The organism is Rhodococcus sp. PvR044 (assembly GCF_040548995.1).
Lineage (GTDB): Bacteria > Actinomycetota > Actinomycetes > Mycobacteriales > Mycobacteriaceae > Rhodococcus_G > Rhodococcus_G oryzae.
In genome coordinates, this window is sequence record NZ_JBEPSX010000004.1 from 393,006 (window position 1) to 416,683 (window position 23,678).

The following is a 23,678-nucleotide window of genomic DNA, read 5'->3' on the forward strand; positions in this document are numbered from 1 at the left end:
CATCAACTCCGTCGATAGTGGGCAACAATCACACGGTACTTCGGGGGAGCGTGGCCACGGTATGGACGCCCAGTTCTTCGTAGCCAAGCGACGCGGCCAGTCGGCGTGAGGCCGTGTTGCCGGGGTGGCTGCGCCACTGCGGGATCAGGCCCACGTCGATCGCGTCGTTCGTCGTCAGCCGGGCCACCACGGCTCCGTGTCCGCGCCTGCGATGGTCCGGCGACGTGAGTGTGCCCATGTGGGCCAGGATGCCCTGCCACTCCGCGTACCCGGACGAGGACAGCGGCGTCCCGGCGGCATCGACGAGCGTGAACCAGTTCCGCTTGCCGGTGAGATCGGCCTCCGCCGTGTCGTCGGGCGGGCAGGCCGACTGCAGGGCAAGCACGTGTTCGAGGTCGTGCGAGATCAGTGGGTCCTCGCGGCCGATCTCGGTGCCCACGTCGGCGGCGAAGGACAGCAGCCGCGGGCCCGAACAACTGCCGCCGTGGTCCTTGGTGATCGTGAGCATCGTCGCGCCGTCGGTCAGCTCATCGTCGCTGTAGCGCTCCGCCCGCTCGATCGCCCAGTCCGGGCCCACCAGCGCGCTCGCTCCAGCCAGCCGGAGGAACCGGACCCGGTCGGAGCTCTGGTCCACCCGGATGTGACGGGTACCCGGCCGCACCAGGCCGAGGTCCGGCAGTCCCAGTTCCCTGGCCCAGGCCAGGGCGATGATGTCGATCTGATGGGCGTCCACCCTCGTCACGGTATCGGTCCCGGCGCGCGGCGCACGCCGGCCACAGCATCGCCGCCCAGCCGACGACGACGAGCACCGCGGCGATCACGTCGCTCGGCCGGTGCCACTGGCAGATCATCACAGCGGACCCGGCCGCGGCGGCGGCCCCACACATCAGCGCGGCGGCCGCCGACCGCGAGCCCGGGGTCAGGACCATCGCCAGCCCGACCGCCAGCGAGGTGATCACGGTGACGTGCCCACTGGGGAGCGTGTTCTGCGCGCCCCAGCCGAGATACGGCCGGTCGAGCAGCACCTTGACCGCCTGCGTGGTGAGGTTCGCGCCGGCGATCACCGCCAGCGCGACCACGATCGAGCGAGGTCGACGACGGATCAGCCCGATGAGGACGATCGCGCCGATCGCCGCGGCGATGACCGTCGCGTTCACCGCTCCGAGCAGGGTGAAGCCCGCCTCGTGCCAGGAGTCGGGTGCGGCGTTCGCGGTGCGCATGATCTGCTGGTCGAGGAGCTGGCCGCCTTCGGTGGTGACGAACACCGAGTGCACGAGCATCAACGCGATCGCGCACGTCGCCGCGATCGTCGCGCCCGGCATGAACCGCGATACGCGGCCACGGGCCTTCGCCTTCTGGATCCCCATTCGGATCAGGATGCCGCGCCCAGATGAGAGCTTCATGAGAAAGCTGTTGCCGAACCATCCCTCCGCGCCGTATATTCCATCTGGATTAATTGGCGCGGAATAGGAAGGCGTGGACGTGGCGGCAACGGCGTTGACTCCCCTCGGGATCACGGTGCTGGCGCTGCTGTTCGAGCGGCCCATGCATCCGTACGAGATGTTCCAACTGCTCATCCAGCGGCGCGATGATCGGCTGGTGAAGATCCGGCCGGGCTCGCTCTATCACACCGTCGACCGGTTGGAGCGGCAGGAACTCGTCGCAGTGCTCGGCACGGAGCGTGAGGGCAACCGTCCCGAGCGCACCACCTACGCCATCACCGAGGCGGGACGGGCGGCGCTGACCGTGCGGATCCGCGAGATCCTGGCCACCCCGGTCAGTGAGTACCCGCAGTTCCCGGTGGCCCTCGCGGAGGCGCACAATCTCGACGCGGACACCGTCTGCGAGCTGCTCGGCGAACGGGTGTCCCGGATCGACGAGGACATCCGGGAACTCGAAGGGATGCGGCAGGCGGTGGTGGCCGAGGACATCCCGCGGGTCTTCTGGTTCGGGATGGACTACCTGCGGGCAGTTGCCAAGGCCGAGGCCGACTGGCTGCGGGGCCTGATCGTGGAGATCGAGAGCGGCGAACTACCTTGGCTCACAGAGGAACTCATCAGTAAGCGCAATCCCCAACTTGCGAAGGATTGACATGCAAACCGAGATCAAGCAATGGCCGGCGCTCTGGGCGCTGTGCCTCGGGTTCTTCATGATCCTGGTGGACTCCACCATCGTCGCGGTCGCGAACCCGGCGATCATGGAGGATCTGCAGACCGACATCAACAGCGTCGTGTGGGTGACCAGCGCCTATCTGTTGGCCTATGCGGTCCCCCTGCTCGTCACGGGCAGACTCGGTGACCGGTTCGGTCCCAAGAACCTCTACCTGATCGGGCTCACGCTGTTCACCGCGTCCTCGCTCTGGTGCGGACTGTCCGGCAACATCGAGATGCTCATCGTCGCCCGCGTGTTCCAGGGCTTCGGCGCCGCGCTGATGACCCCGCAGACGATGGCCGTGATCACCCGGATCTTCCCGCCGGACAAGCGCGGTACCGCGATGGGGCTGTGGGGTGCCGTCGCCGGTGTCGCCACCCTGGTCGGCCCGCTCGCGGGCGGCGTCCTGGTCGACGGACTCGGCTGGCAGTGGATCTTCATCGTCAACGTCCCGGTCGGCATCATCGCCTTCTTCGCCGCGTGGCGGTTCGTGCCGTCGCTCGAGACCCATCAGCACCGTTTCGACATCCCCGGGGTGATCCTGAGCGCCGCTGGCATGTTCTTCCTGGTTTTCGGCCTTCAGGAGGGCAACACCTACGACTGGTCCGGGCTGGTCTGGCTGTCGATCGTCGCCGGCCTGATCCTGCTCGCGGTCTTCATCTGGTACCAGTCGTGGAACAAGAACGAGCCCCTGCTGCCGCTGGGACTGTTCAAGGACCGCAACTTCTCCCTGGCCAATATCGCGATCACGTCGATGGGCTTCTCGATCACCGCGATGGTGGTGCCGCTGATGTTCTACGCGCAGGCCGTCCGTGGGCTCTCGCCGACCGGTTCGGCGCTGCTGATGGTCCCGATGGCGGTGCTCACCGGCGCGCTGGCGCCGAACGTCGGCAAGCTGGTGGACCGGGTGCACCCGCGCTACATCGCCGCGCCCGGCTTCCTGATGCTCTCGATCTCGCTCGGCTGGCTCGCGTTGGTGATGCAGCCGCACGTCGCGATCTGGGAGCTGCTGCTGCCCATCGCCCTGATGGGCGTCGCGAACGCCTTCATCTGGTCGCCGCTGGCGGCAACCGCCACCAGGAACCTGCCGATGAACGCGGCAGGCGCGGGCTCGGGTGTGTACAACACCACCCGCCAGGTCGGTGCGGTGCTCGGTAGCGCAGGCATCGGTGCCCTGATCACCTCGCGGCTGACCGTCAACGGGGTACCCACCGGCGGTGAGCACGAGGCGGGCGGTGCGATGCCGAGCTTCATCGTCGACGGGTTCAGCACCTCGATGGCGCAGGCGGTGCTGCTGCCCGCGGGTGTGCTGCTGATCGGTTTCGTTGCGTCGCTGTGCTTCTCGCGGCCGATCCGGGAAGGGGACAAGCCCCCGGTTGACGCCGAACACCAACGCGTCCAGGCCTAAGCCGCGCGGGCTCGGGTGTGGCAGGCTGACGCCATGACTGCGTCGTTCCCGCCTGCAGGTTCCGAGCCCGCCCAGCCGACCCGGCTGGAGCGCATCACCACGGACGCCGGCGCCGAGATCGCCGTGCTGACCTTCGCGCACGGACCGTTGAACCTGTTCGACCAGGCCATGTTCGACGCGATCACCGCCGACGTGGATTCGCTGAGCGCGGCCCCGCCGCGTGCGGTGCTGCTGCGCGCCGAGGGCAAGGTCGTCTCCGGCGGCGTGGACGTGCATGTCTTCGAGGGGTTGAGCGCCGAGCAGGGCGCCGAGCTGTGGCGGACCCTGTTCGCGGAGATCATCCACCAGATCGAGGCCCTGCCCTGCCCGGTGGTGTACGCCGCGCACGGGCTGACGCTCACCGCCGCGTTCGAGATCGCGCTCGCCTGCGACATCATCCTCGCCGCACCCAAGGCCAAGTTCGGTCTCGTCGAGACGGTGGTCGGGTTGACGCCCTCGATGGGCGGGCCGCAGCGGCTCGCCGAGCGCGCCGGTTCGGGCCGGGCCAGGGAACTGGTGATGACCGGCGATCTGTACGACGCCGCGACGTTGGCCTCCTGGGGGGTCGTCAACGCGGTGCACGAGGATGTCGACGCGGCCGCCCGCGCCCTGGTCGCGAGGCTCGCGGACGGTCCGACCCGTGCGCACCACGCCACCAAGCAGATCATCGAGGCCTGGCGTTCCGGCGGTGTCGCACACGCGGACTCGATCACCCCGGAGGTCTCGGGCGTGCTGTTCGGTACCGAGGACCTCGCGGGCGCGGTCCGCAGCTTCCTCGACGTCGGACCGGGCAAGGCCACCTACACGGGGCGCTGAGCGCGGAGTCGGCTCGCGTGGGCGCGGCAGCGCCTAGGGTGGGCGGCATGTCTGACGAAGTGCTGCTCGAACGTCGTGGCCGCATCCTGGTCATCACCATCAACCGCCCGGAGGCGCGCAACGCGATAAACGCCGCGGTCAGCAACGGGCTCGCGGCCGCGGTCGACGAACTCGACGCCGATGCGGACCTGTCGCTCGCCGTCCTGACCGGCGCCGGGGGCAACTTCTGCGCGGGCATGGATCTCAAGGCGTTCGTCGCGGGCGAGAATGTGATCGCCCCCGGCAAGGGGCTCGGCTTCACCGAGGCGCCGCCCCGTAAGCCGATCATCTCCGCCGTCGAGGGATACGCACTCGCGGGCGGCACCGAGCTGGTGCTGGCGACGGACCTGGTGGTCGCGTCCTCGGAGGCCAGGTTCGGCATCCCCGAGGTCAAGCGGGGACTGGTCGCGGCGGGTGGCGGCCTGCTGCGGCTGCCGAAGCGGATTCCGTACCAGAAGGCGCTCGAATTGGCGCTCACCGGAGACAGTTTCACCGCGGAGGAGGCGCACGGTTACGGCTTCGTCAACCGGCTGACCGAACCCGGCAAGGCGCTCGACGGCGCGCTGGAGCTGGCCGAGCGGATCACCGCCAACGGCCCGCTCGCGGTCGCCGCCACCAAGGAGGTGATCGTCAAGTCGTCCGGCTGGACCGACGAGGAGGCGTTTACGCGGCAGCTGGAGCTGATGGGACCGGTCTTCGCCTCGGAGGACGCGCAGGAGGGGGCGATCGCCTTCGCGCAGAAGCGCGCCCCGGTCTGGAAGGGCCGATAGGGGTGCGCCGACGTCGGGTGGCGGCGCTGTCGACACTCGTCGTGGTGGCCGGACTGCTCGGCGGGTGCGCCTCGCAGGAAGAGGATTCGGCGACGGCGCCGGCAGACGTCGCGGCCGACGGCTACGTCTACGGCTACGCGCCGATCGCCCTGGCCCGGACCAGGGCCAACATGATCTGTCTGCTGCCGGTCAACCAGCTCTACAGCCAGGCCGCCATGTCGGGGCCGGAGACCAGGGTGGTCGTCGCCCCGAACGCGGACACCCTGTACTCGATCGCCTGGCTCGACCTGCGGTCCGGCCCGGTGCTGCTTACCCATCCGGAGATGGGGGAGCGGTACTTCGATTTCCAGCTGCTCGACATGTACACCAACGTGTTCGGCAACATCGGCACCAGGGAGACCGGGCAGGCGGCGGGCTCGCACGTGATCGTGCCGCCCGGGTGGCACGGCGAGACGCCCGCGGGCGCCGCGGTGATCGAGTCGCCCACCTGGGATGCCTGGATGATCGGGCGCACCCTGGTGGAGTCCGACGCCGACCTCGCCGCGGCTCGTGCCGCCCAGCAACAGTACAAGATGACCGTGCTCACCTCTCCGGTCCCGGACGCGCCGCCGCCGCTGCCCCCGACCGATTGCGGCAACAACCCGGCGCCGCAGGCGATCGCGGGTTCCGGGCCGAAGGTCTTCGACGAGCTGTCCGCGATCCTCGCGGCCAACCCGCCGCCCGCGGCGGACGCACCGATGCTCGAGCACCTCGCCACCCTCGGGGTGACGCCAGGCGCGACCCCCAGCGGCGGCGAGCCGGACGACGTCGCGGCCATGGCGGCGGGGGTTGTCCGGGGCGACAAGCAGATCGTCGGGCTCGCGAACACCTCGTTCGGTGGCGACGGGCCGTGGAGCTCGCTGCAGGACGCGGGCCGGTACGGCACCGACTACCTGCACCGCGCCGGGGTCGCGAAGATCGGGCTCGGGGCGAACGTGCCCGAGGAGTCGATGTACTACGTCGCCAGGACCGACTCGGGCGGCGCCGCGTTGCGCGGAGACGGTGGCGGCTATCGGCTGCACTTCCCGGCAGGCGGGCTGCCGCCCATCGACGAGCGCGGCTTCTGGTCCGTCACCCTGTACGGACCGGACATGTTCTTCGTGGCGAACCCGTTGGGCCGCTATGCGATCGGTGACCGCACCCCCGGACTGGTGCGGGGCGCCGACGGCTCGCTCGACCTCTGGATCGGGGCCCAGCCGCCCGCGTCCGGCCCCTCGAACTGGTTGCCCGCCCCGCCCGGCGAGTTCGTCCTCATGCTGCGCTCCTACCTGCCGACCGACCAGTCGTGGACGCCGCCGGCGCCGGAACCGGCGAGCTGACGCGGGATACTGGACGCCTGACGACCTCAGGAGGACACCGTGTCGACCCCGCTCGCCGAGCTGCACATGCACATCGAGGGATCCCTCGAGCCGGAGCTGATCTTTGCGCTTGCCGAGCGCAACAAGGTGGAGTTGCCCTACCGGGACCTCGATGACCTGCGCGGCCGCTACGAGTTCAGCGACCTGCAGTCCTTCCTGGACCTCTACTTCGCGAACATGGCGGTGTTGCGGACCGAGCAGGACTTCGCCGACCTGGCCCGCGCCTATTTCGCGCGCGCGGCGGCGGGCGGCGTCCAGCACGCGGAGATCTTCTTCAACCCGCAGGCGCACACGGCCCGCGGGGTGCCGCTGCGCGCGGTCCTCGACGGGCTGGCCGATGCCGTCCGCGCCAGCGAGGCCGAGTTCGGGGTGTCCAGCGACCTGATCGCGGCCGTGCTGCGGGACCGGCCGGTGCCCGAGGCCGAGGCGATGCTGGACGAGGTGCTCAGGCTGGACGTCCCGGTCCTCGGTCTCGGCCTGGACTCCGCCGAGGTCGGCTATCCGCCGTCGCTGTTCGTGGACGTGTTCGCGCGGGCGCGGGCGAACGGGCTGCACACCGTGGCACACGCGGGGGAGGAGGGCCCGCCCGACTACATCTGGCAGGCGCTGGATCTGCTCGAGGTGGAGCGGATCGACCACGGCGTGCGGTGCCTGGAGGACGAGGCGCTGATCGCTCGGCTCGTGGACGAGCAGATCCCCCTGACCGTCTGCCCGCTGTCGAACGTGCGGCTGAAGGTGGTCGACACCCTTGCCGAGCATCCGCTGCGCCGCATGCTCGAAGCGGGACTGCTGGTCACGGTGAACTCCGACGACCCCGCCTATTTCGGCGGGTACGTCGACGACAACTTCGCCCGCCTGCAGGCGGAGCTCGGGCTCACCGAGCAGGAACGGGAAACCCTGGCCCGCAACTCCATCCGGGCCTCGTTCGCCTCGCCCGAGCGGAAGGCGGCGCTGCTCGGCTGAGCTGTGAGTGATTTGCACCCCAAGCGGGGTGCAAATCACTCACGGGGCGCGGAGCGCCGTTATCCCAGCACCTGGCGCAGGTAGGCGTTGTCGAAGACCCGGGCCGGGTCGTACTTGTCCCGCACGGACCGGAACTCGTCGAAGTGCGCGTAGGTCGGCTGCAGATCCGCCGCGGTGCGCGAGTGCAGCTTGCCCCAGTGCGGCCGTCCGTCGACGGCGCGGGCGATCGACTCCACGGCGTTGAAGTACTCGCTGTGATCGCGGCGGTGGTACTGGTGCACGGCGATGTAGGCGGTGTCGCGGCCGTTCGCGGTCGACATCCAGACATCGTCGGCCGCGGCGAACCGGACCTCGACGGGGAACGCGACCCGGAAGTCGGACTTCTGTAGCCAGCCGTCGATCTCGCGCAGCGTCTCGGGGAGCGCCTCGGCGGGGATCGCGTACTCCATCTCGCGGAACCGCACCCGGCGCGGGGAGGCGAAGACCGCGTAGTTGCGATCGGTGAACTCGCGCGCCGAGAGCGCCCGCGAGGAGAGGTTGTTGATCCGCGGGATCGCGGCCGGGAACCGGGCGGCGACGCGGTTGACGCCCTCGAACAGGGTGTTGGAGAGCAGTTCGTCGTCGATGTAGCCGCGGACCTTGTTGACGGGGGTGAGCGGTGTGTCCCCTGGCAGGCGGGTGTTGTGCTTGGTCAGCACCCGGTCGGTGTGCGGGAACCAGTAGAACTCGAAGTGGTCGACGCCGTGGGCGTGCTCGTCGATCCGTTCCATGGTCTCGCTCAGCCGCGCGGGGGCCTCGACCGCACGCATGGCGTAGGCGGGCTCGCACAGCAGCGTCATCGACGCGATGACGCCGAGCGCGCCCAGACCGAGCCGCGCGGCGTTGAACAGTTCCGCGTTCTCCTCGGCGGAACAGTTCACCACCGAGCCGTCCGCCAGCACGATCTGCAGCCCGCGGACCTGGGTGGCCAGACCCCCGAAACGGGCGCCCGTGCCGTGGGTGCCGGTCGAGATCGCGCCCGCGATGGACTGCACGTCGATGTCGCCGAGGTTCGTCATCGCGAGACCCAGAGACCACAATGTGGGATTGAGTTCGTTCAGGCGAGTGCCCGCGAGGACGGTGACGAGGGCGCCCGACGGTTCCACCGGGATCACGGACTGGATCCCCGTAAGGTTGTCCAGGCTGATCTGCACGCCGTCGGTGACCGCGACGGGTGTGAAGGAATGTCCGGCACCAACGCACTTGACGTGCAAGCCTTCCGCTGCGGCGCGGGTGATCTCGTCACTCAGCTCCGCGACAGTCGCGGGTGCAGCGAGGCGAGTGGGCCGTGCGCTGGCGCAGCCGGCCCAGTTCTGCCAGAAATGTGATTCCATTCACTCATAATCTACTGGACGATCGTCCAGGTCAACACCTGATACGGAACTGGCTCCGGCGTTCTAGGATCGGCAGATGCTGAATCGGCTTCCTGCGGACGAACGTCGCGCCCAACTCGTCGAGTCCGCGATGGGTATCGCGGAACGCACCGGGATCAACTCCGTCACCATTCGTGCCGTCGCCGAGGAGGCGGGGGTCTCGCTCGGGGTGGTCCATTACTGCTTCGAGAACAAGGAGGCGCTGGTCGCCGCCATGGGCGAGGCCCTCGTTCTCCAGCTCAGCGCTGCGCTGCGGTACGCATTCGGCACGGCGCAGGGTGAGGGTGACCAAAGCGGCCTGCGTGGCCTGCGCGAGGTGCTGCACAGCGGCCTGTCCAATATGTGGCCGCTCATCGAGATGACGCCGAACCGGCAGCTGCTCACCTACGAGATCACCGCGTACGGGCTCAGGCAGCAGGCCGCGGGCGCCGAGCTGGCCGGGTCCATCGCCTCGCTGCAGTACCGGACGATGGACATCGAGGCGACCGCCTTCCTCGAGGAGACGGCCCGGTACACGGGGACCACCTGGACCGAACCGGTCGAGCACATCGCCCGCTTCTGTCTCGCGGTGATCGACGGCATCGTGCTGCGGTGGCTCGTCGACCGCGACGGCGAGGCAGTGATCGCCCAGCTCGACGACGCGGTGCAGATGATCGCCATGAAGGCGGTCGAGGCGGACGCGGAGCAGGCCTAAAACCTGGACACTCGTCCAGTTGGATGGTTGACTCAGGCCATGACCTCGACCCGCGAACGGCTGGACTCCTACGCCATGACCTCCACCCGCGAACGGCTGGACGCCGCAACCCGTGAACTCGATCCGCCGCTGGCCGCGGTGGATCTCGGCACGCTGCGCACCAATGCCGCGGACCTCGTCCGGCGCGCCGGTGGCACCCCGGTCCGGGTGGCAAGCAAGTCGGTTCGCTGCCGGGCAGTGCTCGAGGAGACGCTGGGCTCCGGGCTCACCGCGCAGGGTGGATTCCGGGGCATCATGTCCTACTCGCTGCGCGAGGCGATCTGGCTGGTCCGGCTCGGCGCGCGCGATGTGCTCATGGGATACCCGACCGTCGACCGGGGTGCGCTCGCCGAGCTCGCCTCCGACCCACTGCTGCTCGAGTCGATCACGCTGATGGTCGACAACTCGGGCCAGCTCGATGTGCTGCACGACGCGGCGGGCAGCACATCGGTGCCTGCCCGGGTGTGCCTCGACATCGACGCCTCGCTGCGGGTCGGCCCGCTCCATCTCGGAGTACGGCGGTCGCCGCTGCGGACCCCCGATGAGGCCGTGGTCGTCGCCCGCGAGGCCAAGCGCCGCGGGTTCGTCGTGGTGGGCGTGATGTTCTACGAGGCCCAGATCGCCGGCCTGCCGGACACGAGTGCGCCGGTTCGGCTGGTCAAGCGCGCCTCCGCTGCCGAGCTCGCGACCAGGCGCACGGCGGTCGTGGATGCGGTCACCGCCACCGTCGGCGAGCTGCAGATCGTCAACAGCGGCGGCACCGGCTCGCTCGAGGTCAGCTCCGCCGACAGTTCGGTCACCGAGGTGACTGCCGGTTCCGGGTTGTACGTGCCGACGCTCTTCGACCGGTACAACGCGTTCACCCCGCGCCCGTCGGTGTACTTCGCGCTGTCCGCGGTCCGCAAGCCGACGCCCCGTATCGCCACCCTGTTCGGCGGCGGCTACATCGCGTCCGGCCCCGCGGGCCCCACGCGGGTGCCGACCCCGGTCTGGCCCGCGGGCCTCAAGCTCACCAGGAACGAGGGCGCGGGCGAGGTCCAGACCCCGGTGACCGGCGATCCGGCAGCGGCCCTTCGGATCGGGGACCGCGTCTGGTTCCGGCACGCCAAGGCAGGCGAGCTCTGCGAGCGGTTCAACGAGCTGCACCTCGTCGAGGCCGACGGCGCCCGCACCACGGTGCCGACCTTTCGTGGCGAGGGGCAGTGCTTCGGCTAGAGGTGTGTCCGGATGAACGCGCCGAGCTCGGTCAGTCCGGCGGGAGTGGTCGGTAGGTAGTCGGTCAGTGCCGGGGAGCGGACGATCACCGCGCGCCACTTGCCGCGGGAGATGGCCACGTTGAGTCGGTTCCTGGACAGCAGGAACCCCATGCCTCGGGGAACCTCGTCGGCCGAGGACGCCGTCATCGACATCAGCACCACCGCGGCCTCCCGGCCCTGGAACTTGTCGACGGTGCCGACGAGGACCTCGTCGAGTCCCGCATCGGCGAGGGTCCGGCGGAGCAGGCTCACCTGGGCATTGAAGGGGGCGACGACGAGGATGTCCGACTGCGCGAGCGGGCGGGTGTCCTCGCCGGCACCGGGTGTCCACGGGGTGCCGAGCAACGCCCGCGCCTCAGCCGCGATGGCCGCGGCTTCCTCGACGGACTCCGTCGAGTTGCCGTGGTGCTCGACGTACATGGCCACAACTCCGGGTTCCACGCCTGCGAGGGTGCGGGCGGTGGTGGCCGGCTCCTGCGAGTGCAGCCGTCCGTCGTAGGACAGGTCCGAGACCGCCGCGCACACCGCGGGGTGCATCCGCCAGGTCCGGTCCAGGAAGTAGCCGAGCTCCGGCGGCAGTGCGCCGTGACCCTCCGCCAACCAGCCAAGGGCCGAGGTGTCCACCGGCTCCGGATGTGTGCCCTGGCTGACCTGCGGCAACTGCTGAGGGTCACCCAGCAGTAGCAGGTTGCGTGCCGAGATCCCCACCGCGACGGTGTTGGCGAGCGAGAACTGACCGGCTTCGTCGACAACCAGTAGGTCCAGGCTGCCTGCCGGAACCCGGGCGGTGTGCGCGAGATCCCATGCGGTCCCGCCGATCACGCAGCCGGTCGACTCGTGCTCGGTGAGGAAGGCCGCGAGTCCGCTGGACTCGACCTTCGTCCACGCCGGATGCTCGCCCAGGCCGGAACCGGGCTTCTTCGCGACCCGCTCGCCGGGGACCCCGGCGCGCACGATCCCGTCGAGCATGTTCTCGACCACCGAATGCGATTGGGCGACAACGCCGATTCGCCAGCCGTGCCGGTTCACCAGCTCGGCGACCACCGCGGCGCCGGTGTGGGTCTTGCCGGTGCCGGGTGGCCCCTGCACCGCGAGGTAGGAGTCGTCGAGGTCGCGCAGTGCCGCGACGATCGCGGCGGCCTTGTGCTCCGGGTCGGCGACGGGGAGCGGATTGCCGGAGCGCGTGCGGGGCGGCACCCGGCGCAGTACGTCGACGGCGGCCGAGGCGGGCATCGACGGCAGGGCCGCGGCCATCGCGGCGGCCTGCTCGGCGATCGCGGCTTCGATGGCCACCGTCCGGACCGGCTGGCCGGGGGCAAGGGCCATCGGTAGGACGGCGTGCGGGCCGGTGCCGGTCGGCTCGAGTTCCTCCACGACCGCCACCTCGCGCGGCTCGCCGTCGGGCCCGACCTCCTCCTCGAGCGCGAGGACCGTGACGGGGACGGCGCCGCGGGCACGCGGGTCGTCGGAGCCGATCCCGGTGCCCTGCTCGTAGAGGGCGTACACCTGGTCACCGACGCGCACCGTGGTGCCCGCGCCCCAGTGCCCGGCGAGGCGAACGTGCCTGCGCTGCTTGCGTTGCCGCGGGGTGCTCTTGTGCCACTCCACCGGCACCTCGGCCCGCTCGGCCACCAGCACGTCGGCGGACTCCGCCCACTCGTCCTCGGGCTGGACGAGCCGGTCGAAGTGCGCCCACCAGAACGGCTTGCGCTCGCGTCGGTGGTAGCCGACCGCGGCGGCCATCAGGGCCGCGGCCCGCTGGTCGTCAGTCCGCTCTCCTGGCAGGGCGTCGCCGACATGGTCGCGGAGCGCGGTCTCGGCCGCGCTCGCTTCCTCGACGGGCGCCGAGAGCACCTGCTGCGCCGGGTGCGGCTGCACTCCGTGCTCGGCCGCGACGGCCCGCAGCCAGTCCCGCAGCCGCAGCGTGGAGACGCAGTCGTACTCGTTGTAGTCGGCGATCTCCTTCAGGAGGTCCTGTGCCTCGCGCTCGCGCCCCGCGTCGCGCAGCGCGCAGTAGTCCGCGTAGGCGACGATCGAGGCGGCGGCGTTGGTCACGTCGCCGTCGCGCAGCTGCTCGCCCATGTACAGGGGTTCGAGCTTCTTGATCGAGTACGACGAGGCGCCGACCCGGACCGCGCCGCGGACCACCGGGTACAGGTCGACCAGCACGTTCTCCCGCAACAGCGTGTCAACCGATTCCTCGCCGACGCCGTAGCGGCCGGCCAGCCGCAGCAGCGCGGTCTTCTCGTAGGCCGCGTAGTGGTAGACGTGCATGCCAGGGAAACGGGTGCGGCGCTCGGCGACGTAGTCGAGGAAGTCGAGCAGGGCGCGGCGTTCCTGGGCGCGATCGTGCGCCCAGAACGGGCGGAAGGTCCCGTCGGTCTCCGTCACGCCGAACAGGTACTCGAGGCCCCAGTCGGTGGAGCCGTCCTCCGCCCACAGCGGGTCGCCCTCGAAGTCGAAGAAGATGTCGCCCGGGTCGGGCTCCGGGACGGCGGCGAGCGCGCTCGCACCGTCGATCACCTCGTACACGGGGGAGTGCGAGCGCTCCTGCCGGACCTGTGCGGCCGCCTGGGCCTGCAGTCCGCCGAAGGTGCGTGCGCTCATGCCCTCGACCGGCTCGGTGCGGTCGGCGAGGGCGTCGAGGTCCGCGACGCCACCGCGGATCAGTTTCTCCCGCTGCGAGAATCGCATCCCGGCCACCAGCAGCAGGTCCCGGGTCCGCACGATCTCCGGCGAGCAATGCTCGCACCGGCCGCAACCGCGGTAGCGCGGATCGGCCCAGGCCACCGGCGTCTGCTCGCGGTGGTGCCGGTCGAGGATCCGGACCAGCTCGTCGCGACGCTGTCGGAACACCGGCGCGATGTCGCCCAGTGCGAAGTCCGCGGTGCTGTGATCGCCGAGGACCAGCGTGACGTGCGGCGCGGCGGGGACGCCGTCCGCAGTCAGTGCGTCCGCGTAGGCCGCCAACTGCAGCAGGGCGGTGACCTTGGCGTGGCGCGAGAGCTTGGTGTCGACCACCACGTATCGGTCGCCCTCACGCACCAGGAAGTCGCAGAAGCCGAGGAAGCGTCCGTCGAAGAAGGTGCCCTGGTAGATCACGTCCGCGCCGGACCGGGCCGCTGCCACCGTCGCCTTGTTCGCCCGGGTCAGCTCCTCCCAGTCCAGGCGCGGTCGGTCGATCCGCACCACGCCGTCCCCGAAGCGCTCGACGTACCGGTCGAGCTGACGCTGTTCGTGCGCGTCGCCGAGTTCGGACGTCCGGGCCAGCATCGGGTCCGCCCGGTCGGCGCCTGCCGGTTCGATCCGCCCCAGCTTCGCGTCGAGCCTGCGCAGCAGCGCGTACTCACACTCCGCGGCCTGGGACAAGTCGCTGGCGCTGAAGATCAACACGTCGTCGAGGAGGAACACGGGACGACTATCGCAGACGGCACCGACCGAGCCGGGCGAACGCCACCCGGATCCGGGTGCGGTCGGTCGTCAGCCGCGCCCGCCGCAGGCCGCGGAGACCCCGGCCAGCGTCTGGGCCGCTGCCAACTCGGCGTCGAGCGCCGCGTCCGCCAACAGGTCCGGGTCGGCGGGGTGGTCGATGCCGAGCACCGTCACCGGGCGGCCGCCGGCCGGGGTCAGCGTCAGTCGGACGCCGGTTGCGAACCCGGGAGCGGGCTCGGGTGGTACGACGCCCGCCGCGGCCAGCGCGCGCAGCGTCGCGTCCCAGCCGGTCGGGCCGAGCGCGACGATCACCCGCACCCAGCGGCCGACCTCGGCGTACTCCCGATCCAGCCACGACGCGTCGCCGACCGCGGAGACGATCCGGGTCCCGAACAGGTGCTGGCCCGGCGCGCGCAGCCCGGTGGGCCGGGAGGCGACACCGATGCGGTGCAGCGACCCGGCGATCCGGTCCTCCGCGGCCGGGTCCGGTGCCGGGTCCACGATCAGCAGCTTGGGCAGGGTGTCGCCGTATCCGGGCACAATCGTCGACATGAGCCCCATTGAACCCGATCCGGTGCTGCTCGACGCGGCCCGAACCGCGGACCGAGTTGTGGTGTTCTCCGGGGCGGGCATGTCCGCCGAGTCCGGCGTGCCCACGTTCCGCGACGCGCTCACCGGGCTGTGGCAGCGGTTCGACCCGACCGAGCTGGCCACCCCGCAGGCGTGGGAACGCGATCGCGAACTGGTGTGGGCCTGGTACCAGTGGCGTAGCGCGCTGGTGCGGCGGGTCCAGCCGAACGCCGGTCACCGTGCCGTGGCGGACTGGGCGCGGTTCGCCGAGCTGGCCGTGGTCACCCAGAACGTCGACGACCTGCACGAGCGGGCCGGCTCGGACGTCGCCTCGCACCTGCACGGCAGCCTCTTCGCGCCGCGGTGCAGTGCGTGCGGAACGGCGGCGCACGTCGACGTCATGCCGGATCGAGTGCCGGTGGAACGTCTTTCGCCACCAGAGTGCGCGGCGTGCGGCGAGGCGGTCCGGCCGGGCGTGGTGTGGTTCGGCGAGCCGTTGCCGCGGGCTGCGTGGGACGCCGCGGAGGACGCCGTCGAGGGGTGCGACCTGATGGTGGTCGTCGGCACCTCGGGGATGGTGTACCCGGCGGCAGAACTGCCGGCGCGGGCGGCCGCGTCGGGTGCGACCGTGCTCGAGATCAACCCGGAGCCGACCGAATTGACCGCCGTGGCAACCCATTGCTGGCGGGCAACAGCGGCCAAGGCGCTGCCGGCGCTGGTGGCGGCCTGTGCTCCGGCCGGGGGCTGAGCCGGCGGCGTCGTCCTAGAAGGTCCGCAGCGCCTCACGACTGAGCTGATAACCGTGTCCGGAAACCTCGTTGGCGCAGAGCAATCCGCCCTCGGTGCTCAGGCAGCCGAAGTCACCCATCCGGATGCTGCTGCCGTAGGGCAGCACCCTGCTGCCCCGGGTGACCAGCGGTCTGGGCAGACACACGCCTGCGGCGACGCCCTCGTCGGTGAGCATCGCGTAGTCGGGGAACCACTGGCACGGTTCCTTCGCGTCCGCGGGCTTGGCCGCGGGCGGATAGGCGTGGTCGGTGACCTCGCACAGCAGCACGGTCGGCTCCTTCGGCGTCGAGCAGCGGATGTTGCCGCTCGGTGTCGTGAAGTGGAAGCCGATGGTGGGCGCAGCGGGGGAGGAGTCGGTCTCCTTCGCGTCGTGGTAGGTCTCGGGGTCGACCGGGGACCCGGCGCCGATCCGGGCGGTGTCGGTGGCGGCACCCGGATTCGGTGGGCGCGGCGGTGTCGGCACCCCGGAGGTGGTGGGGAGGCCCCAGTCCTCGGCGGCGACCGCAGTCCCCTCGATACCCGCGCCGCCGCATCCGCTGACCGCCGTGCCGATCGCGACTGCACCAAGGACGCGGAGGAGGGCGGGGGCACATGCGAGGAAGCGTCGCGGCATCGGTCGACTATCTCAGATGATTTCGTGCCGCTGCGCGGCGTGCTGACGGCACAATGTCCCGATGCCATTCTTCTCGGGGGTCAGCGGGCAGGTTCACTATCGACATTGGCCGGTGCCAGATCCGGTCGTCGTCATGGTGTTCCTGCACGGGTTGGGCCAGCACAGCGGTAACTATCACCGGTTCGGACGGGCCATGTCGGCCCAGCACATCGAGGTGTGGGCCCTCGACCACATCGGCCATGGACTGTCGGAGGGCGACCTCGGGGTGATCGGTCCGCTGCCCGGACTGGGCGACAATGCCCTGCGGTTGGCCGCGATCGCCGAGGAACAGCATCCGGATCTGCCGGTGATCGTGATGGGGCACTCGCTCGGCGCGGCCGCGGCGCTCGCCGCGATCGAGGCGGAGCCGACGAGGTTTCACGCGGCCGTGCTCAGTGCACTCCCTCGGGTCATCTCCTCGCGGCCGCCGATCGCCATTCGGCTGCCGATCCTGACCCTGCACGGCGTCGACGACAGGATGGCGCCGATCGATCCGGTCCGGTCGTGGGCGGCGGCACTGCCGTCCGCCGCGTTGCGCGAATACCCGGACGCCGGTCACGATCTGCTGCACGAACCGGTCCAGCGGGTGGTGACTTCCGACGTCGCGGCCTTCGTGCTGGGTACCGTTCAGGAATGACACCGGACCAACACCTCGAGACGCTGCGAACCGAGGGGCTGAGGCTCGCCGCGATGCCCGCGGTGGCGCTCGACGCCCATGTCCCCACGGTGCCGGGGTGGACCCTGGAACGGGTCGTGCGGCACACCGGGCGGGTACACCGATGGGTGCGGACGACGCTCGCGGCGGGGCCGGGAGCCGAATTGGACGGGGCCGCGCAGCCGGAGTCGCTGCCCCGCGGCCCGGACTGCCTGCCCGCGTACCGGGAATCCCTCGAGCAACTCCTGGCCGAGATCTCCGCCCACGATTTCGACCGCGGCGCACCGACGTTCGCGGGTCCCGGCACCGTGGGGTTCTGGGCGCGCAGGCAGGCCCACGAGGTGGCGGTGCACCGGGTGGACGCGGCCGACGCGCTGCACGCCGCGGGTGGCCCCCCGCCGGAGGACATCTCCGCGGAGTCGGCCGCGGACGGCGTCGACGAGTGGGCCCGCCTGATGCTGGTCCGCGCCCTGCCTGCCGACCGGATCCCACCGGAGCTGCACGGCAGGACCGTGCACCTGCACGGCACCGACACCGCGGATGCGGAATGGCTGCTGCGGTTCGGACCCGAGGGGGTCACCGTCGAAGCCGGGCACGCCAAGGGCGATGTCGCGGTCCGCGGCACCGCGCAGGAGCTGCTGCTTACGATGTGGCGGCGACGACCGCTCGCGGCGCTCGAGGTGTTCGGCGATGTCACGGTGGCGCAGCGGCTGGTGGACGCGGCCCGGATCTAGCCGAGCGAGCGCGGAGGTGGAACCGCGTCGGACGCGTGTGCGTCCAACCGGAACAGGGGCACGTAGTCGGGGACGGACGGTTGATCAGGATGCGATGGAATCTCAGCCCGGATGAGTTCGACCACGCCTGGCGCGAGGCCGGACCCGACCGGTTCCCGTACCCGCTGGAGGTGCATCGCACCGTCGAGGACTGTGCCGCCCACGCGCGAGCGCTGTCCGATTGGTACGAGGGCTACCGCTCCGCGGAGCTCGACGTCGCCTTGGGGATTCTCGCCAAACCGTCTGTGCGCGTGGAGATATTCGGGGTCGAGGGCGGAGCCGCCGTCAGCGATGGCCGGCCTGCCGCGGTCAGCGACGGGCGGCTCGCCGCCGAATGGGATGGGCGACCCGCAGCCGTGGTCCGAGTGCTGGGGTGCGCGAGCGAGCGCACCTCCGTGGTCGTCGCGCAGCGCCCCGGACCCACGGCGGACACCGGCGGGGACCTGGCGATGTGTCTCGGCGGGGTGGACACGCTGGCCCCGCGCATCATGGACATGCTGCCGGGGGCCGAGGCGGGTGGCAGGCGGGCGATGAGGGCTCCGGTGTCCGAGGTCCGCGGCGGACGTCGGTCCTCACTCCTGGTACCGGTGCGCTCGGCGACCACGGCGGCCCGGATCCGAGCGTTGCTCGACCTGCCGCGCAACGGGGTGGGACAGGTGACCGTGACCACCGGAGTCGACCAGCCCGCGTCGTCGGCGAGCCGGGCATTCAGCTGGATCGACGTGAGCGGTGACGGTCGCTACCTGGTGCGGACCGAGTCCGAGGTCGAGATTCGGCCGCTCTCGGTCGCCGACTTCACCGCGGAGTTGCGCGCGGATCTGCCGGCGACCTACTGAGTCGGATCAGGTCATGATGACCGCGTCGGCCGAGCCGAACGCGAGCGCGAGGTTGTTGAAGAAGGTCGTCACCGGGTCGTACACGAGTACGTCCTGCGGGTTGAGCATCTGGCAGTCCTCCTTGAAAACGAATGGGTCGTCCCCCCGATCGGAGGGACGACCCATTCACTCATGGCCGGGGATCGCTCAGGTGTAAATGGCCTCGATCGCCGTCGCGAATTCCTGATGGATGATGTTGCGCTTGAGCTTGAGGGTGGGGGTCAGCTCGCCTGTCTCGACGGTGAAGTCCACATCGAGGATGCGGTACTTCTTGATCTGCTCCGGGTTGGAGACCTTCTTGTTCCCCTCGGCGACCGCGGCGTCGATCTCGGCGACCAGGTCCGGGTGCTTGACGATCTCCGAGATCGCGATGTCCGCGGCGATGCCGTTGCGCTCGAGCCAACCCGGCAGGGCCTCGGGGTCGATGGTGATCAGCGCGCCGATGAACGGCTTCGCGTCGCCGACGACCAGGCACTGGCTGATCAGGGCGTGGGCGCGCAGCGCGTCCTCGAGCACGGCCGGGGCGACGTTCTTGCCGCCTGCGGTCACGATGATCTCCTTCTTGCGACCCGTGATCGAGACGAAGCCCTCCGAGTCGATCGAGCCGAGGTCGCCGGTGTGGAACCAGCCGTCGCGGATGGAATCCGCGGTGGCCGCGTCGTTGTGCCAGTAGCCGTTGAACACGACCGGTCCCTTGACCAGCAGCTCGCCATCCTCAGCGATCTTCGCCGCGTGCCCGTTGATCGGCTTGCCGACAGAGCCGACCTTCTGGGCGTTCGTGGTGTTCACGGTGATCGCGGCGCTGGTCTCGGTGAGGCCGTAACCCTCATAGATCGGGAGGCCGATGCCACGGAAGAAGTGTCCGAGACGCGCGCCGAGCGCCGCGCCGCCGGACACCGCGCGGTCGCACTCGCCGCCGAGTGCGGCCCGCAGCTTGCCGTAGACCAGCTTGTCGAACAGGGCGTGCTTGAGCTTGAGCCCGAGGCCCGCGCCGCCGGTGTCCTTGGCCTCGCTCCATGCGATGGCGGTGTCGGCGGCCTTCGCGAAGATCTTGCCCTTGCCGCCGTCCTCGGCCTTCTGCTTGGCCGAGTTGTACACCTTCTCGAACACGCGCGGCACCGAGAGGATGAAGTTCGGCTTGAACGCCGCGAACTGCTCGAGCAGGGTGCTGATGTCGGCGGTGTGGCCGACGGTCACCTTGTTGTCGAAGGCGCCGAAGGAGATGGCGCGGGCGAACACGTGCGCCAGCGGCAGGAACATCAGGGTGCTCTGGCCCTCGTACATCGCGTCGTCCAGCGCGATCTTCACGGCCTTGGACTCGGCGTAGAAGTTCGAGTGGGTCAGCTGGACGCCCTTGGGGCGGCCGGTGGTGCCGGAGGTGTAGATGAGGGTGGCGGGGGAGGAGGCGTTCACCTGCCCGCGACGCTCGTGCAGTTCCTCGTCGGTGATGGCGGACCCGCGGGCGGTCAGCTCGTCGAGGGCTCCCGCCTCGATCTGCAGCATCTCCCGCAGCGCGGGGGCGGCCTCGGCGACGTCCTTGACCGTGGCGGCGTGCTTCGCGGTCTCGACGACGAGCACGGAGGTGGCGGAGTCCTCGAGGATCCACTGCGCCTGGTCGGCGGAGGAGGTCTCGTAGATGGCGACAGTGCAGCCGCCTGCGGTCCAGATGGCGTAGTCCAACACGACCCACTCGTAGCGGGTGGCGGACAGGATGGCGACGCGATCGCCGAGCGCGATGCCGGAGGCCATCAGGCCCTTGGCGACGCCCTTGACCTGCGTGGCGAATTCGGCCGCGGTGACGTCGACCCAGGAGCCGTTGACCAGTCGCTTGAAGGGAACGTGCTGGGGGCTCTCCTTTTCGAGGCGGAACACCGTATCGGCCATCGAGATGTCTTCCGGGATGGAAAACGACGCCGGAACTTCGAACTCTCGCACTGTGACCCCTCCAGGTACTACTGACGTGTGGAGTGTGCATTGGATCACATCCGTGGTCGGTATGCACTCTCAAGCTTGTCCGAATTGCGAGGGTTAGCCTCGCTACGGAGATTTACGTGTAACCCCAAGTCTCGTGATCTGCGGGTTTTTCGTCTGGTTGAGGCGAAGATCACGTGGCGAGCAGGTCGGTCACCTCCTGGTCCGTGAGCTGGTGGAAATCCCGGTAGGCACCGCCGACACCGCCGAGCCAGCGCGGGACGAGCGGGCAGATCACCTCGTCCGCCTCCTTGGTCAGCCGGGCGACCGCCTCCTCGGAGGAGACCGGCACCGCGACCACCACGCGGGCGGCCCCGTCGGCCCTGGCCACCCGGCACGCGACCGCCGCCGTCGCCCCGGTGGCCATGCCGTCGTCGACGATCACCACGGTTCGGTCTCGCAGCGGGATCCGCCCCCGATCGCCGCGCAGCACCCGCGCGCGCCGCTCGAGTTCGCGGCGTTCTCGCGATTCGACGGTGGCCAGCCCGAGCGGACTCATTCCGGTCTGCGCGAGGACGTCGTCGTTGAGCACCCGGATGCCCCCCTCGCCGAGCGCGCCCATCGCCAGCTCCGGCTGCCACGGCACGCCGAGCTTACGGACCAGGATCACGTCGAGTTCGCCGCCGAGTTCGTGCGCGACCTCGGTCGCCACCGGCACCCCGCCCCTTGGCAGTCCGAGCACGAGCGGATCCGCGTCGCGCAGGTGGCCGAGCGACTCGGCCAACGCGCGACCGGCTTTCGCGCGAGTCTCGTACAGCATCCTGTCTCTGACGCTACGCCGCTCGAGCGCCCTCGGCTCCCGTGCGAGGGACTAGCGCTCGGTGATGCCGAACCGGCGCAGCGCCAACGCCGGGTTGGTCGCCCGGACCTGGGCGATCCGCGCGGCGGTGGCCTCGGCGCGCGCGGTTCCGACCTGATCGCCCAGCGACGCGAGCACCACGCCCATCGGGTCGACGATCATCGAGTTGCCCGCCCCGGTCCTGGCGCTCTGGTCGGCGGCGGCGACATAGATGGTGTTCTCGATCGCCCGCGCCCGCACCAGGGTGGTCCAGTGGTCCTCTTTCAGGGGGCCGGGCACCCACTGCGCCGGCAGCAGCAGCACGTCCGCGCCCGCGTCAACGATCCGCCGGGTGACCTCGGGGAATCGCAGGTCGTAGCAGGTCTGCATGCCGAAGGTTAGCCCGTCGACCTCGAAGGTCGCCGGATCGTCGATCGCCCCGGCGCGGAAGAACTCGGATTCGCGGTAACCGAAGGCGTCGTAGAGGTGCAGCTTTCTGTAGACGGCGGCGACCCGGCCGTCAGGAGCCGCCGCGACCAGGGTGTTGGAGACCCGCTCGTCGCCGTCGAGTGCCTCGTTGATGCCGGCAACCACGTGCACGCCGAACTGTCCGGCGATCTCGAGCATCCCGCCGACAAATGGGCCGTCGAGAGGCTCGGCGGAGGACAGTATGCGTTCGTCCGTCGGTGGCGCGGTGAACATGGCGTACTCGGGTGCCACCACCAACTGCGCGCCGCGCGAGGCCGCCTCGCCGACCAGGTTTCGCAGCGTTAGGTGGTTCTCCCGCTTGTCCTGTCCGGCGGAGAACTGGGCAACGGCGATCTCGACCATGGCACGAGTATGGCCCAGCCGGTGGGCGCGCCGCGGGCGCGCCCACCGGTGCGTCCTACGCCGTGGAGGTGAGATCGCCGTCCAGGTAGGCCTGGTACGCGGGCAGATCCAGCATGCCGTGCCCGGACAGGCCGATGACCAGGACCTCCGGCTCAGTCAGGCTGCGCGCGTATTCGGCGCAGGCCGCGATCGCGTGCGCGGACTCGGGTGCGGGCACGATGCCCTCGGCGCGCGCGAACAGCACGCCCGCGGCGAACGAGTCGGTCTGGTCGACGGCCTGACCCTGCACGTAGCCCAGCTCGACTGTGTGGCTGAGCAGTGGTGCCATGCCGTGGTAGCGCAGGCCGCCGGCGTGGATCGGGTCCGGGACGAAGTCCTGACCGAGGGTGTGCATCTTCAGTAGCGGCGTCAGGCCCGCGACATCGCCGTGGTCGTATCGGTACTCACCCTTGGTGATCGAGGGGCAGGCGGCTGGCTCGGCGGCGACGATGCGCGTCGTGGCCCGGTCGTGCAGCACCTCGCGGATGAACGGGAAAGCCAGACCGGCCAGGTTCGAGCCGCCGCCCGCGCAGCCGAACACCACGTCCGCGTTCGCCTCACCCGCGGCGCGCAGCTGCTCGACCGCCTCCAGGCCGATCACGGTCTGGTGCAGCACCACGTGGTTGAGCACGCTGCCGAGCGCGTAGCGGGTGTCGGGGTCGCCGGCCGCGACCTCGACCGCCTCGGTGACCGCCATGCCGAGGCTGCCGGGGGTGTCGGGGAAGTCGGCGAGCATCTTGCGGCCCGACTCGGTGAGGTCGGAGGGGCTCGGGTGCACGGTGGCGCCGTAGGTCTCGATCAGGTGCCTGCGGTACGGCTTGGACGCGTAGGACGCACGCACCTGCCACACCTCGAGCTCGATGCCGAACTTCGCGCACGCGAACGACAGCGCGCTGCCCCACTGCCCGGCGCCGGTCTCGGTGGTGATCTTCTTGACCCCGTCCTGGGCGTTGTAATACGCCTGCGCCACCGCGGTGTTGGTCTTATGACTCCCCACCGGACTGACGCCCTCGTACTTGACGTAGATGCGGGCCGGGGTGCCCAGCGCCTTCTCGAATTCACGCGCCCGGATCAGCGGCGCGGGCCGCCACGTCTTGTAGACCTCGCGGATCGGTTCGGGAATCTCGATGTACTGCTCGGTGGCGGCCTCCTGCGCGATCAGTGCGCTGGGGAACAGTGCCTCGAGGTCGGCGGGGGTGACCGGCTCCCTGGTACCCGGGTGCAGGTGTGGGGGCGGCGGCACCGGCAGGTCAGCCGCGATGTTGTACCAGTGGGTTGGGATCGGCGTCGGCTCGGACACGGGCGCTCCTGGTTGGTATTCGGACGAAT

The 23,678-nt window shown here is 70.2% G+C and carries 22 protein-coding genes; 12 read left to right on the forward strand and 10 right to left on the reverse strand.

The window, feature by feature from the left end:
• Positions 1–28: 28 nt before the first annotated feature.
• Together ABIC28_RS12780 and ABIC28_RS12785 are read right to left on the reverse strand one after the other, a co-directional pair.
• Positions 29–577: a GNAT family N-acetyltransferase gene (locus tag ABIC28_RS12780; protein ID WP_257017534.1), complete on the reverse strand. Its 549-nt coding sequence runs from the start codon at positions 575–577 to the stop codon at positions 29–31.
• Positions 528–1,367, reverse strand: a complete 840-nt coding sequence (locus ABIC28_RS12785; protein WP_269589343.1) for a phosphatase PAP2 family protein — start codon at positions 1,365–1,367, stop codon at positions 528–530. The genes ABIC28_RS12780 and ABIC28_RS12785 overlap by 50 nt, the downstream gene beginning before the upstream one ends.
• Before the next feature lie 115 nt (positions 1,368–1,482).
• Between ABIC28_RS12785 and ABIC28_RS12790 the strand changes: the two genes are divergently transcribed.
• Genes ABIC28_RS12790 through ABIC28_RS12815 form a run of 6 tightly spaced genes read left to right on the forward strand, consistent with a single transcriptional unit; the run spans position 1,483 to position 7,583 of the window.
• Positions 1,483–2,091, forward strand: coding sequence for a PadR family transcriptional regulator (locus tag ABIC28_RS12790; protein WP_209927178.1), 609 nt, complete (start codon positions 1,483–1,485; stop codon positions 2,089–2,091).
• Position 2,092: 1 nt separating this feature from the next.
• Positions 2,093–3,559, forward strand: a complete 1,467-nt coding sequence (locus tag ABIC28_RS12795) for an MFS transporter (protein ID WP_354579149.1) — start codon at positions 2,093–2,095, stop codon at positions 3,557–3,559.
• A gap of 33 nt (positions 3,560–3,592) precedes the next feature.
• Complete coding sequence (locus ABIC28_RS12800; protein WP_209927175.1) at positions 3,593–4,414, forward strand: enoyl-CoA hydratase/isomerase family protein; 822 nt, start codon at positions 3,593–3,595, stop codon at positions 4,412–4,414.
• A gap of 47 nt (positions 4,415–4,461) precedes the next feature.
• Entirely contained in the window at positions 4,462–5,223 is a 762-nt protein-coding gene (locus ABIC28_RS12805; RefSeq protein WP_027502924.1) for a crotonase/enoyl-CoA hydratase family protein, read from the forward strand.
• A gap of 2 nt (positions 5,224–5,225) precedes the next feature.
• Positions 5,226–6,581 carry a DUF1254 domain-containing protein gene (locus ABIC28_RS12810; protein ID WP_306455736.1) on the forward strand — a complete coding sequence of 452 codons (1,356 nt, stop codon included), beginning with the start codon at positions 5,226–5,228 and terminating at the stop codon, positions 6,579–6,581.
• A gap of 39 nt (positions 6,582–6,620) precedes the next feature.
• Positions 6,621–7,583, forward strand: coding sequence for an adenosine deaminase (locus ABIC28_RS12815; RefSeq protein WP_097212471.1), 963 nt, complete (start codon positions 6,621–6,623; stop codon positions 7,581–7,583).
• 59 nt (positions 7,584–7,642) lie between these two features.
• Here the strand turns inward: ABIC28_RS12815 and ABIC28_RS12820 are convergent, their stop codons facing one another.
• Entirely contained in the window at positions 7,643–8,956 is a 1,314-nt protein-coding gene (locus ABIC28_RS12820; protein WP_097212470.1) for a D-arabinono-1,4-lactone oxidase, read from the reverse strand.
• Positions 8,957–9,032: 76 nt separating this feature from the next.
• On the opposite strand from ABIC28_RS12820, the gene ABIC28_RS12825 reads away from it, so the two are divergent.
• Both ABIC28_RS12825 and ABIC28_RS12830 read left to right on the forward strand, forming a co-directional pair.
• Complete coding sequence (locus tag ABIC28_RS12825; RefSeq protein WP_097212469.1) at positions 9,033–9,689, forward strand: TetR/AcrR family transcriptional regulator; 657 nt, start codon at positions 9,033–9,035, stop codon at positions 9,687–9,689.
• Positions 9,690–9,764: 75 nt separating this feature from the next.
• Entirely contained in the window at positions 9,765–10,943 is a 1,179-nt protein-coding gene (locus ABIC28_RS12830; RefSeq protein ID WP_354579218.1) for an amino acid deaminase/aldolase, read from the forward strand.
• Here ABIC28_RS12830 and ABIC28_RS12835 read toward each other — a convergent pair.
• Positions 10,940–14,395: a TM0106 family RecB-like putative nuclease gene (locus ABIC28_RS12835; RefSeq protein WP_354579153.1), complete on the reverse strand. Its 3,456-nt coding sequence runs from the start codon at positions 14,393–14,395 to the stop codon at positions 10,940–10,942. The genes ABIC28_RS12830 and ABIC28_RS12835 overlap by 4 nt on opposite strands.
• Before the next feature lie 69 nt (positions 14,396–14,464).
• Positions 14,465–14,968, reverse strand: a complete 504-nt coding sequence (locus ABIC28_RS12840) for a uracil-DNA glycosylase family protein (RefSeq protein WP_143548479.1) — start codon at positions 14,966–14,968, stop codon at positions 14,465–14,467.
• Here ABIC28_RS12840 and ABIC28_RS12845 point away from each other — a divergent pair.
• Positions 14,967–15,734, forward strand: coding sequence for an SIR2 family NAD-dependent protein deacylase (locus ABIC28_RS12845; RefSeq protein WP_209927170.1), 768 nt, complete (start codon positions 14,967–14,969; stop codon positions 15,732–15,734). The two genes, ABIC28_RS12840 and ABIC28_RS12845, sit on opposite strands and share 2 nt — an antisense overlap.
• A 15-nt stretch (positions 15,735–15,749) precedes the next feature.
• Here the strand turns inward: ABIC28_RS12845 and ABIC28_RS12850 are convergent, their stop codons facing one another.
• Positions 15,750–16,388 carry a DUF6636 domain-containing protein gene (locus tag ABIC28_RS12850; protein WP_209927169.1) on the reverse strand — a complete coding sequence of 213 codons (639 nt, stop codon included), beginning with the start codon at positions 16,386–16,388 and terminating at the stop codon, positions 15,750–15,752.
• A gap of 61 nt (positions 16,389–16,449) precedes the next feature.
• Between ABIC28_RS12850 and ABIC28_RS12855 the strand changes: the two genes are divergently transcribed.
• The 3 genes from ABIC28_RS12855 (at position 16,450) to ABIC28_RS12865 (ending at position 18,691) form a co-directional block, all read left to right on the forward strand.
• Positions 16,450–17,064, forward strand: coding sequence for an alpha/beta hydrolase (locus tag ABIC28_RS12855; RefSeq protein WP_097212465.1), 615 nt, complete (start codon positions 16,450–16,452; stop codon positions 17,062–17,064).
• A complete protein-coding gene (locus tag ABIC28_RS12860) occupies positions 17,061–17,816 on the forward strand; it encodes a maleylpyruvate isomerase N-terminal domain-containing protein (protein WP_354579157.1) in 756 nt (251 codons plus the stop codon). The genes ABIC28_RS12855 and ABIC28_RS12860 overlap by 4 nt, the downstream gene beginning before the upstream one ends.
• An 89-nt stretch (positions 17,817–17,905) precedes the next feature.
• On the forward strand, positions 17,906–18,691 hold the full coding sequence (locus ABIC28_RS12865; protein WP_097212463.1) for an ESX secretion-associated protein EspG: 786 nt from the start codon (positions 17,906–17,908) through the stop codon (positions 18,689–18,691).
• Between the two features lie 186 nt (positions 18,692–18,877).
• On the opposite strand, the gene ABIC28_RS12870 is transcribed toward ABIC28_RS12865, so the two are convergent.
• The 4 genes from ABIC28_RS12870 to ABIC28_RS12885 form a co-directional block, all read right to left on the reverse strand.
• On the reverse strand, positions 18,878–20,665 hold the full coding sequence (locus tag ABIC28_RS12870) for an AMP-dependent synthetase/ligase (RefSeq protein WP_097212462.1): 1,788 nt from the start codon (positions 20,663–20,665) through the stop codon (positions 18,878–18,880).
• 169 nt (positions 20,666–20,834) lie between these two features.
• Complete coding sequence (locus ABIC28_RS12875; protein ID WP_209927168.1) at positions 20,835–21,461, reverse strand: phosphoribosyltransferase; 627 nt, start codon at positions 21,459–21,461, stop codon at positions 20,835–20,837.
• 51 nt (positions 21,462–21,512) lie between these two features.
• Complete coding sequence (locus ABIC28_RS12880) at positions 21,513–22,310, reverse strand: carbon-nitrogen hydrolase family protein (RefSeq protein ID WP_097212460.1); 798 nt, start codon at positions 22,308–22,310, stop codon at positions 21,513–21,515.
• A gap of 55 nt (positions 22,311–22,365) precedes the next feature.
• Complete coding sequence (locus ABIC28_RS12885) at positions 22,366–23,649, reverse strand: TrpB-like pyridoxal phosphate-dependent enzyme (protein WP_097212459.1); 1,284 nt, start codon at positions 23,647–23,649, stop codon at positions 22,366–22,368.
• Between the last annotated feature and the right edge of the window lie 29 nt (positions 23,650–23,678).

What these genes read in the sequence shown, in the direction of transcription:
- ABIC28_RS12785 (WP_269589343.1), bottom strand. Translation starts at nt 1,367, where the DNA reads ATGGGGATCCAGAAGGCGAAGGCCCGTGGCCGCGTATCGCGGTTCATG.
- ABIC28_RS12795 (WP_354579149.1), top strand. Translation starts at nt 2,093, where the DNA reads ATGCAAACCGAGATCAAGCAATGGCCGGCGCTCTGGGCGCTGTGCCTC.
- ABIC28_RS12800 (WP_209927175.1), top strand. Translation starts at nt 3,593, where the DNA reads ATGACTGCGTCGTTCCCGCCTGCAGGTTCCGAGCCCGCCCAGCCGACC.
- ABIC28_RS12805 (WP_027502924.1), top strand. Translation starts at nt 4,462, where the DNA reads ATGTCTGACGAAGTGCTGCTCGAACGTCGTGGCCGCATCCTGGTCATC.
- ABIC28_RS12820 (WP_097212470.1), bottom strand. Translation starts at nt 8,956, where the DNA reads ATGGAATCACATTTCTGGCAGAACTGGGCCGGCTGCGCCAGCGCACGG.
- ABIC28_RS12825 (WP_097212469.1), top strand. Translation starts at nt 9,033, where the DNA reads ATGCTGAATCGGCTTCCTGCGGACGAACGTCGCGCCCAACTCGTCGAG.
- ABIC28_RS12830 (WP_354579218.1), top strand. Translation starts at nt 9,765, where the DNA reads ATGACCTCCACCCGCGAACGGCTGGACGCCGCAACCCGTGAACTCGAT.
- ABIC28_RS12845 (WP_209927170.1), top strand. Translation starts at nt 14,967, where the DNA reads ATGAGCCCCATTGAACCCGATCCGGTGCTGCTCGACGCGGCCCGAACC.
- ABIC28_RS12840 (WP_143548479.1), bottom strand. Translation starts at nt 14,968, where the DNA reads ATGTCGACGATTGTGCCCGGATACGGCGACACCCTGCCCAAGCTGCTG.
- ABIC28_RS12850 (WP_209927169.1), bottom strand. Translation starts at nt 16,388, where the DNA reads ATGCCGCGACGCTTCCTCGCATGTGCCCCCGCCCTCCTCCGCGTCCTT.
- ABIC28_RS12855 (WP_097212465.1), top strand. Translation starts at nt 16,450, where the DNA reads ATGCCATTCTTCTCGGGGGTCAGCGGGCAGGTTCACTATCGACATTGG.
- ABIC28_RS12860 (WP_354579157.1), top strand. Translation starts at nt 17,061, where the DNA reads ATGACACCGGACCAACACCTCGAGACGCTGCGAACCGAGGGGCTGAGG.
- ABIC28_RS12865 (WP_097212463.1), top strand. Translation starts at nt 17,906, where the DNA reads ATGCGATGGAATCTCAGCCCGGATGAGTTCGACCACGCCTGGCGCGAG.
- ABIC28_RS12875 (WP_209927168.1), bottom strand. Translation starts at nt 21,461, where the DNA reads ATGCTGTACGAGACTCGCGCGAAAGCCGGTCGCGCGTTGGCCGAGTCG.
- ABIC28_RS12880 (WP_097212460.1), bottom strand. Translation starts at nt 22,310, where the DNA reads ATGGTCGAGATCGCCGTTGCCCAGTTCTCCGCCGGACAGGACAAGCGG.